Source organism: Nostoc flagelliforme FACHB-838, assembly GCF_014698065.1.
GTDB lineage: Bacteria > Cyanobacteriota > Cyanobacteriia > Cyanobacteriales > Nostocaceae > Nostoc > Nostoc flagelliforme_B.
Genome location: NZ_JACJSI010000220.1, coordinates 1 through 9,757, shown reverse-complemented (window position 1 = coordinate 9,757; position 9,757 = coordinate 1). Strand labels below are relative to the sequence as shown.

The following is a 9,757-nucleotide window of genomic DNA, read 5'->3' as shown; positions in this document are numbered from 1 at the left end:
GATGTTACATATCATACTTGCTATGAGCGTCAGTCTGACCTAATTGAACAGGTTTCAGTATTTCAACAACAAATTAATGCCTCTCCCAATACAGTAGCAGATCGTTTGTGGGTGACAACTCATCTCAAACCTGATGAGGAAAAACTACGGGTCTCAACCTAGACGAGGTTTAACTGAGCAGGAAATTAGCGATCGCCTAAATTTAGAGCGAAAGGTGGAACGTGCATTTTTTGAGGCAGGAAAGGCATTGGCCCAGTTGCGCGATCGCAGGTTATACAGATCCACTCATCGCACATTTGAGGAGTATTGTCGTGATAGATTTGGATACACCCATCGCCGAGTCAATTATCTAATAGCTGGTTCTGTAGTATTTGACAACATAGTAACGGGAACAAATTGTTCCCAAAATGAGGGAGTGGATGAAACGGGAACAAATTGTTCCCAAAACGAGGAAGCAGACAAAACTCGACTTAACCCCTCACGAATACTGCCGACTAACGAAGGACAAGTACGCCCTCTCGCACCCCTAGAACCCCAGCAGCAGGTTAAAGTTTGGCAACGAGCAGTACAGGAAGCTGGTGGTAAAGTTCCCAGTGCCAGAATTGTAACTGATGTGGTGCAGAAAATTATAGAACCTACCAGAATACCCAACACCTATCAAACTGGCGAAGTCTGCCAAATCTTAGTCAAAGATAATCCTGATTTGCGAGGCAAGGGTGGCTGTTGGTGTATAGTGGTGGCTGTCCATGACTTCAGTTGCACTGTAAGGCTTTGGGATGGTGAACTGACAGTTGGATTAAAGTATCTCAAGTCTTATGATTACTTGCCTCAAGAATGCAAACAGATGCAGATAATCAGCGATCGCATGACGCGGTTGAGGCAAAACGAGAACTTGGAAGAAGCTGGTCGTGCGGTGTTGAAATATTTGGGAGAACTGAAGCGACCGTATTTAACCCAGGTGGAACAAAAACTATTAAGTTTGATAGAGCTTGAATGTGAGATGGAAGGCTAAAGATGACACTGACAAAATATGGAGCCTTATGCACGGAAGTATATGATATTAGCAAGCCCATTGGTGGACAATATCCTGACGTTCCATACTACATAAAACATCTTTCCAAAATTGGTGGCAGAATTCTCGAAGTAATGGTGGGTACAGGACGATTACTCATCCCGCTGTTAGAAGCAGGTCTTAACGTTGAAGGCATCGATGCTTCACCAGATATGCTTGCTTGTTGCCGCAAACATTCTTTAGATAAGAGGTTTGGAGCCTGTCATTTACCAAGGTGAGGTAGAGAATCTGGACTTGCCTGGAAAGTACAATGCAATAGTCGTGACTTTTGGCTCGTTCATGTTGTTGTCACGCTCTGCTGCTATCGCGGCATTGCAAGCCTTTGCACGACACCTGGAACCACAGGGTCTGATTTTTATTGATTTGGAACTTCCGGTTGAAGATTTCAAAACCCAAAATATTGTTAAGCAACGGGAGCCAATTGAGTGTGCCGACGGCTCAATCATCCTCATGCAATCTTCTTCTAGTATTGACCCCTTAGAGCAACTGAACTTGACGCTCATTCGCTATGAAAAGTGGTTAAATGGCAACCTCATAGTTACTGAACTTCAATGTCTGCCACTGCATTGGTTTGGCAGGGATGAATTTATATCCTGTTTACAAGAAAACGGTTATAAAAACATCACTTTGCGTGCTAACTACACCCCAGATTTGCAGCCCACTTCTTACAAAGATACTCTATGTTTTTCAGCATTAATGCCATAGATAATCATATTTAATTATTATGTTTAGAAAGGCTTCAGTTGATCGCGAGAACTTGACATTACAAATATACTGTTGGGCTGAAGCATGTCAAGTCTTACGATTATCTGCCTGCGGAATATCAACAGGTGCAGGAGATGTGCGATGGCATCAATCAGGTGTATTCGAGGGGGCTCTATGAGTCGGTGCAAAAGTTTCTGGAGTCGTTGGGGAAGCTGAATCGGGCTTATTTGATGGATTTGGAAGAAAAAGTACTGATTCTTTTAGAGTCGGAAATTACACATAAGGAAGCCTGGGGGTAAGGCAGGGATTTATGTGAGCGATTAAGTCATTGTCAATGAAGTCTGCTGTTCAAGCCGATTTTGTAAATCTACAATCAGGTTTTCTCCACTGCGTCGGGCTGACCATACACCAGAATACTGCAAACCTATATTCCACTCTCCTTGCATATAATCTTCATTCTCTGAAACCATGCCTGTATATCTAACTGGTACAGGTGAGGTAACTAAATAACGTTTAGTAAAACTGACAGTCTGCCCAATTACCTCGCCATTGACCTGAGCTTCTCCTAAATAGTTGTCATCCAAAATGGAACCACTAAAAGTATTTCCACTCTGAACAAAGGTTGCTTCAAAGCGACTAGGAATCTCATCTTGCCAATAAGTTCCTAACCAATTACCGCTAAGGTCTGCCATATTGTTTCCTAGTAAAGATGTCTATGCCCTCACCCGAATTGAAGTAATTGACGCGGTATGTAATTATAATCGCTATTGTTAAGCTGAAACCGTCAACCGCCCAACTGTATCGATATTATCGCTGTTGAGTATTGCAGTAAACCCTAGTAAAATACGACGGTACAAGGGGGAAGGTAGCGGTAGTATTCATTGGCGAACCATTACTAAGAATGGCAGAGATTACCAACAGGCATACTATGACTACGAATTTTGGAGTGAGGGCGACCCAAAACTCAGAGGTAAGGGTGGGTGTTGGGCGATTGTCAGCGCAGTAAATGAGTTCAGTTGCACGGCGAGAGTCTGGGATGGAGAGTACACCGTTGGGTTGCAACACCTGAAGTCTTACGATTACTTGCCTGCGGAGTGTCAGCAGATGCAATCCTTGAGCGATCGCATCAGTCGGGTGTATTCCGATTCACTAGAGGAGACAGTCAAAAGTCTGTTGCAGTCGTTGGGGAAGCTGAATCGTCCCTGTCTTACTGTTGTGGAAGAGAAATTGTTGAGTGTTGTGGAGTTGGAATATGGGAACGAGATTAGAGTTTTAAGAATTATGGTCGTTTTTATATAGTAAGTGTGCAACAGTTTGTCAAACCAGAAAAACCTCACAATAACACCGCTTACGAAAGATTTTGGTCTAGTGGCCCCTTTGCGATGTTACCTTTACCGGGGAACCGTTGCCGCATTGTCTGGACAGCCCCTCACGGCGAAGCAAAAGCTTTATGTGCTTTAGATGATGAGCAATTTTTAAGAGAACTAACCCGTCGGTATGGTGATCACATGGGAAAATTAAAATTATTAGGCGATCGCTTTGTATTTCAGGTACAACTTATGCAAAGCAATCGCTATGTTCTCCCCCGACTAGCATTAATTGGTGATGCGGCGCACAATTGCCATCCTGTCGCTGGACAAGGTTTAAATTTGGGTATTCGGGATGCTGCGGCTTTGGCGCAAGTAATCCAAGCAGCGCACCAAGCGGGTAAAGATATTGGCGACATTCAGATTTTCAAAGGTTATGAACGCTGGCGCAAGCTGGAAAAACTGACGATTTTAGGTTTCACCGATTTGTTAGATCGGATATTTTATGATAATTTCTTACCTGTGGTAGTAGTTCGTCGCCTGGGTTTATGGTTTTTGCAGCGAGTACCTGCGTTAAAGGTGTTTATGCTGAAGTTGATGATTGGTTTGAAGGGGCGGACTCCAGAATTGGCAAAACGTTGATACTCTAATACCTATAAGGGTTTTAAAATCAAGACCGTAGGTAACAGAAGTCTCCGGCTTTGCCTTTTATGCCTTGTTGTTTCTACCTTATGCGTTCAGTCTAAGGGGTCAAAAAATTAAAATGGTCTCCTGGTTGCGATCGCAAATCCTCCAAAGAGCCTTGCATTTTCAATCTGCCTTGCTCTAATAATACAATCCAATCTGCACGGTTAATTACTCTGGGACGGTGGCTAATAAGAATCGTGGTTTTGCCTTTTCGGTGAGACAGGAGTCTGTCTAAAACTTGGGCTTCACTAATTGGATCGAGGTTAGCAGTTGATTCATCTAAAATCAGAACTGGCGGATTAGTTACAATAGCTCTTGCTATAGCCAATCGTTGCCGTTGTCCTCCAGAAATACTCGCACCAAATTCTCCCAGAACAGTGTGATACTTGTCAGGTAGCTTACTAATAAAATCATCGATTTTAGCCATCTGACAAGCGTCTACAATTTCCTCAAACGTGACATGAGGAGCGCTTAAACGAAAGTTGGCAATAATTGAACGACTCCAAAAATGAGGTTCTTGGGGAATAAGAACAACCTGTTGACGCAAGCAGTCTAGGGAAACGTCTTGCAGATTATATTTACCAATGCGAATATTCCCAGATTGCAAAGAATACAACCCCGCTATTAATTTAGCTAATGTACTCTTACCACAGCCAGACTCACCAATTAAAGCAACTACCATACCGCCAAAAATTGTCAGGGAAAAATCCTCCAATAAATCAATTTGACCCGGATAATTAAAGTTGAGGTTAGAGCCAACTATGTCAGCATCGAAAGGAATTTTAATAAAGGGTTTTATAACGTCATCGGGCTGCGTTTCTGGTGTGACATCAGTAACTTCGGTAAGACGTTCAGCAGCGCTTTTTATCCAGGTAAATTCGTCTATGATAATTATTAAATCAGTCATTAACCGAACCACATTTTGAGCTAGGGTATAAGAAGCAACGAGTTGACCAATACTAATTTCTTTATCGATTACTAAGTTGCTGCCAAACCACAACAAGCCAACACTACCAAGATTAGAGACAACATCAGAGAATGTGCGGTTAATTACTGTAATTTGAATGGCGCGAAAAGTCATATTTGCCACCTTGCTAGCACGCCATTGAAGTTGTTCCCACAACTGAGGTGCAGCAAAAGTTGTTTTCAACGTCAGTCCGCCCTTAAAAGTTTCTACCAAAATCGCTTGGTTTTCACCGTCTTCAGCTAATACTGTTCGGGTTTTTTGCTGGAGTTTAGGTAAGAACACAACAGTTGATAGCGTCATCACAAATGCAATGGAGGCGGTAATTACTGTGAGCTTCCAGCTATAGAACAGTAGGAAACCTAAAGAAGTCACTGCAATAAAAAACTCGCTAGGTAGGCTGACGAGTAATTGAGAAATTACATTTCTAATCCGTTGAATATCTCGGAGGCGGCTGATGATTTCTCCGCTGCGATGAGTTTCGTAATAAGTCAGTGGGAGTCGCAGAATTGCTCTGATAAATTCTAGAACTAGCCCTAATTCCAGTCGTTGCGTAAAGTGGGCAATCAGGTTCGACTGTACTAGTCTCAGTCCACTACCAATCAAACTCATTACTGCAACAGCAATCACTATACCATTGAGCAGTTCTGTATCTTCCCGCACTAGGACATCATCGGTCAGGATTTGGATGAGGAACGGGTAAGCAAGAGTAATCAAACCCAAGACAAAATTGAGCAACAATGCCTGCGATAGAATCGCTCGGTAAGGCAAAATGCGCTGCAAAAACCGTTCTAGATTGTTAACTTTATCATCTGGCAGTTCAGCAAGGCGTATTGGGTCTGCCTCTAGTAACAACATGATGTAATTTTGCCAACCCTCGGTTAGCTGTTTGAGGGATAAATAACGAACACCAACAGCAGGGTCGGCAATAACGTATTTTTTACCCTCTCGCCCATACAATACCACCCAGTGGTATCCTAGCCAGTGAATAATTGCAGGCAGGGGTAGAGCATCGATTTGGTCAATAATCTCCGGTGCTGCTTTAGCTCCTTGGGCATTAAATCCTAAAGCCTCCGCACCTCGTTTCAAACCCAATAGAGTCGTTCCTTGTTGCCCAGTCCCCACAACTTCCCGAATATGGCTAATTGCAAGGTTACACCCGTAGTGTTTAGCAATGGAAGCCAAGCAAGCTGCTCCACAATCTGACTCACCATGCTGCAATATGCACGTATACTTAAGTAACATCAACAGTTTATAAATCAGCGAATACAATACTATAAAGTATCAGCTTATATTCAAACTGTTCTATCGAAAATCTAGATTAATCTAATACGGAGGATTTAATCATGGAAATCAAAAAGCAAGACAACAAACAAGCCAAAACACAACCCTTGACAAAGCTACCAGTCGTAACCCTGACTGACAAAGATATGTCTGCTGTCAGTGGCGGTGGTCATAAGTGGAGTTAGGTTCAATCCACTAAGTTCAAATCCACTCAAAGACGGAGAAATTAATCATGGAAAACAAGAAGTAAGACAAGAAAGAAGCCAAAACACTGCCTTTGACAAAGCTGCCAATTGTCACCCTTGACGAACGAGAAATGTCTAATGTTAGTGGTGGTGGTTTGGTATTGAGTAAATAAATATACATGAATGGGTGTTGAGGGTCACGTCCGGTGTACAGATGTAAGCTAGTAGTCTACTGGGTTACGATGTAATTTATGTTCGACGATCCACACCCAGACCTGTTTCGCACAGTCAAGAGCGATGATTTTCTCCCTAGCATCGGTCTTTGGACAAATCTTGGTAGCTTATTTCTAGTTGGAGCCGTTGGCGCAGCTTTCATTTTCGCTGCGCTGATCAAGTACAACGTCACTGTCAAAGCTCCTGCTAGCGTTCGACCTACTGGAGAAGTACGGCTGGTGCAAGCTACAATCCAAGGAAGCGTCAAAAACATTTTGGTCAAAGAGAATCAAGTGGTCAAACACTCTGATGCGATCGCCTTTATCGACGACTCCCAACTCCAGACCAAAAAAAGTCAACTCCAAGGGAGTATTCAACAAAACCAGCTGCAACTAACTCAACTGGATGCTCAGATTAAGGCACTTGAGCAGGAGGTAGGCGCTGAAACTGACCGTAGTAATCGCGTCGTTGCAAGAGCTGAAGCAGAATTGAACCACACAGTCCGCGACTATCAAGAAAAACAAGTTACTGCCAACAGCGAACTTCAAGAAGCTGAAGCTAATATCAAAATTGCTCAAAATGAATTGCAAAAAGTTCAACTTGAGTTAAAGTCAGCCCAAGCTGATGTTAGAGCTACCGAGGCAGCATTAAAAACAGCGATAGTCAAGCGCGATCGCTATCAAACCATAGCCAAATCTGGCTCGATTCCTCAGAATCAATTAGAAGAAGCACAACTAGCGGTTACTCAACAGCAGCAAACGGTATTGTCTCAAAAAGCGGCTGTGGAAAGTCAAAAACAAGAGATTTTAAAGGCTAAACAAGCTGTGGAAGTTGCAATTGCCAGACGAAACCGTGCTTTGGCAGCGCTTAATCCAAGTAATGCAGTCATCTCAATCGCACAAGAGGAAATTGCTACTGAACGTGCTACAGGTGAAACTAATAGGGCGCGATTGAATCAGCAACGAGAAAGCCTGCTACAGCGTAAAATTCAAATCTATTCAACAATCGACAGCGCTCAAAAAGACCTGAAACAAATCGAAACAGAACTACAAAAAACTATAATTCGCACAACTGAGGCAGGCACTATCCTGAAACTAGAACTGAGAAACCCAGGTCAAGTACTACGTCTTGGGGATGCAGTAGCCCAAATTGCTCCTAGTAACGCACCTTTAATAATAAAAGCGCGTGTTGCTGCTCAAGATATTAGCAAGATTCGCTTATGCAAAGCCGCACAAACTACAGAATGTAAACAAGGCAAAGTGCAACTGCGAGTTTCTGCCTATCCTTACCCAGATTACGGTACACTCAAAGGTGCTGTTAGAGCCATAACTGCCGATGCTATTACAGAACAAAGTGACAGAACCAGTCGAGCTATGCCCTACTACGAAGTAACGATTCAGCCAGAAAAGCTTTCTTTAGATAAGGGCGGTATTTCCTATCCCATTCAATCAGGAATGGAAGTTATAGCAGATATTATTGCCAAAGAAGAAACGGTACTGACATTTATTCTGAGAAAGGCAAGGCTAATCACAGATTTATAATAGGGCTTTGGCAACGCTCAAAAGTGGGGTAAGCAATTTCTGCTATTGACGAATACAACAGTCGAGCGAAACACACTTGTTCAGAACCATGTTGTTACGTATATTAATGTGTATTTGTACAGTGCATAAGTCCTATATTTAGTAGTCCTTTTAAGGTGACAAACGAAGATACGTTGTTTGAGTGCTATCATTCTAAATTCTCTGCTCAGGTTTTGGGCTTTTTGAAAGTTGAAATAACCAATAGAACTTTTGCATAAATATTTTGTGGTATAATTATAGGCTATTCTAATTTCAGTTTTTGGTAAGAATTTATAAATTGTTTCGAGCAAGTATTATCAGGCGATGGCAGAACTCTGGCACAGAAAATTTTTGAAGGCGGCACAGATCCCTTTGAGCCAGACACACCAAATGTCGCGGCCACAAGAAAATATGCTTTATCTCTAAGCCCAGATTTTGACTTAGAGCTTTAGCATAAACAGACTAATTTTTCTGGCTCTCCCAGACTAAATATGTTAAATTAAGAACAAAAATACTAACTGAGTAAAATCCTTCTTCTAAAATTATTAAAGTTAGTTAAGCCATAAGCCCTTCTTTTAATAAGCTTAATTTTCTGATTAATTCCCTCAACAATACCTTGAGTAGTTCGGTGATCAAAATAAGCAAGAATCTCATCTATCCACCTACTAATGGTTCGACAACTTTTCGAGAAAAGTTTATAAGCCGTTTCTGTCCATTCTAGGAATTTATATAAGGCTTCATCACTGGTTATGCGACTTTCAAATATATCTCTAATTGCTTCTTTATTTCGATACATTTCTCCTAATTCTGGAGCGACTTTGTGCAGGGAACGTATCTTGTTTATTTGTTCTTTAATAAAGGGTATTTACTGTGAGTTAACCCGGCTAATTTCTCCTCTCTCTCTTTCCGATTTTTAATTTTGACTGCTGCTCTTTTTTCTTGCCTTCTTCTTTCATCTAACTCCTGATTTATTTGTTTCATTACATGGAATCTATCTGCTACTACCTGAGCATTTGGTATCATTTCTTGGATTAAGCTTTTATATGGTTTTCATAAGTCTATACTGACTTCTTCTATTTGATTTAATACCTCTAAGCCTAGGCTTGATAAGTATTCTGCTATTACCTCTTTATTTCTTTTCTCCAGCAATGCTATTGGTTTAGCAGGAGAACGCGAAAAGTATTTTGAAGGTTTAGCTCTTCTTCTGCCCGTTATTCATTGTTAACCTAAACCTGCCACTGCTCCAGATAGCCATTCCAGTAAGGCTCTCCATCAGCAACGCCGACAGCCTCGTTAATAGGTAATTCTTGATAAATGGAATCCCCCATTAACTGGTTAGTGTTGGGTCAGAACATACAATTACACGAATCCCTAGTCAGATTGATTCCTTATTGTGAAGTCCCTTTACCTAGTATTGACCAAATACTTGAGCATATCACTTCTTATTTACATGACCTACAACAGTCAGCTATTGAACAGGAATTGACTTTCACTGTTACGCTAGAAAATGCTGAATTTGAAACTCTTTCTCGTGCTGCCTTGGGATTAACCCTGGAGGAGATTAGCGACTTCCTTCGGTTAACAGTCAAAGAAAACTTAACTAATGATGGTGTCGTCGTTGGCGCTGATTTCATCCCCAAAGCCGTTGAGTACAAAACTCGGCTACTCTCTCAAATGGGTATCGAGTTGGGTAAGCCAGCCAGCATACCCTTCGGCGGTTTGGATCTACTGCGCGAGTGGTTAAATCGTCGCCGCCGTCTGTTTACACAAGAGGCACGAAG

The 9,757-nt window shown here is 42.0% G+C and carries 8 protein-coding genes and 3 pseudogenes; 8 read left to right on the top strand and 3 right to left on the bottom strand.

The genetic code is table 11. From position 1 onward, the window contains the following. Positions 1 to 133 precede the first annotated feature (133 nt). Genes H6G97_RS38055 through H6G97_RS38045 form a run of 3 tightly spaced genes read left to right on the top strand, consistent with a single transcriptional unit; the run spans position 134 to position 1,777 of the window. Complete coding sequence (locus H6G97_RS38055) at positions 134 to 1,012, top strand: hypothetical protein (protein WP_190945868.1); 879 nt, start codon at positions 134 to 136, stop codon at positions 1,010 to 1,012. 2 nt (positions 1,013 to 1,014) lie between these two features. Then, entirely contained in the window at positions 1,015 to 1,290 is a 276-nt protein-coding gene (locus H6G97_RS38050; RefSeq protein WP_190945867.1) for a class I SAM-dependent methyltransferase, read from the top strand. Further along, positions 1,265 to 1,777, top strand: a complete 513-nt coding sequence (locus tag H6G97_RS38045; protein ID WP_190945866.1) for a hypothetical protein — start codon at positions 1,265 to 1,267, stop codon at positions 1,775 to 1,777. The genes H6G97_RS38050 and H6G97_RS38045 overlap by 26 nt, the downstream gene beginning before the upstream one ends. Positions 1,778 to 2,097: 320 nt before the next feature. Here the strand turns inward: H6G97_RS38045 and H6G97_RS38040 are convergent, their stop codons facing one another. Then, positions 2,098 to 2,469, bottom strand: coding sequence for a hypothetical protein (locus H6G97_RS38040; RefSeq protein WP_190945865.1), 372 nt, complete (start codon positions 2,467 to 2,469; stop codon positions 2,098 to 2,100). A gap of 124 nt (positions 2,470 to 2,593) precedes the next feature. Here H6G97_RS38040 and H6G97_RS51595 point away from each other — a divergent pair, with 124 nt between their 5' ends. Together H6G97_RS51595 and H6G97_RS38030 are read left to right on the top strand one after the other, a co-directional pair. After that, the gene (locus H6G97_RS51595; protein ID WP_199349928.1) at positions 2,594 to 3,076 is read left to right on the top strand and encodes a hypothetical protein; all 483 of its coding nucleotides are present in this window, start codon (positions 2,594 to 2,596) and stop codon (positions 3,074 to 3,076) included. Positions 3,077 to 3,087: 11 nt separating this feature from the next. Continuing rightward, positions 3,088 to 3,726: pseudogene (locus H6G97_RS38030) on the top strand (FAD-dependent monooxygenase); the annotation flags it as partial. Between the two features lie 100 nt (positions 3,727 to 3,826). Here the strand turns inward: H6G97_RS38030 and H6G97_RS38025 are convergent. After that, a complete protein-coding gene (locus H6G97_RS38025) occupies positions 3,827 to 5,980 on the bottom strand; it encodes a peptidase domain-containing ABC transporter (protein ID WP_190945864.1) in 2,154 nt (717 codons plus the stop codon). A gap of 101 nt (positions 5,981 to 6,081) precedes the next feature. On the opposite strand from H6G97_RS38025, the gene H6G97_RS55040 reads away from it, so the two are divergent. After that, on the top strand, positions 6,082 to 6,204 hold the full coding sequence (locus tag H6G97_RS55040) for a hypothetical protein (protein ID WP_277883398.1): 123 nt from the start codon (positions 6,082 to 6,084) through the stop codon (positions 6,202 to 6,204). A 251-nt stretch (positions 6,205 to 6,455) separates the two neighbouring features. After that, complete coding sequence (locus tag H6G97_RS38020; RefSeq protein WP_190945863.1) at positions 6,456 to 7,958, top strand: beta-barrel domain-containing protein; 1,503 nt, start codon at positions 6,456 to 6,458, stop codon at positions 7,956 to 7,958. 532 nt (positions 7,959 to 8,490) lie between these two features. On the opposite strand, the pseudogene H6G97_RS38015 reads toward H6G97_RS38020, so the two are convergent. Next, positions 8,491 to 8,999 (bottom strand): annotated as a pseudogene (locus H6G97_RS38015) (ISL3 family transposase). Positions 9,000 to 9,290: 291 nt separating this feature from the next. Here H6G97_RS38015 and H6G97_RS38010 point away from each other — a divergent pair. Continuing rightward, positions 9,291 to 9,757 (top strand): annotated as a pseudogene (locus tag H6G97_RS38010) (AAA family ATPase); the annotation flags it as partial.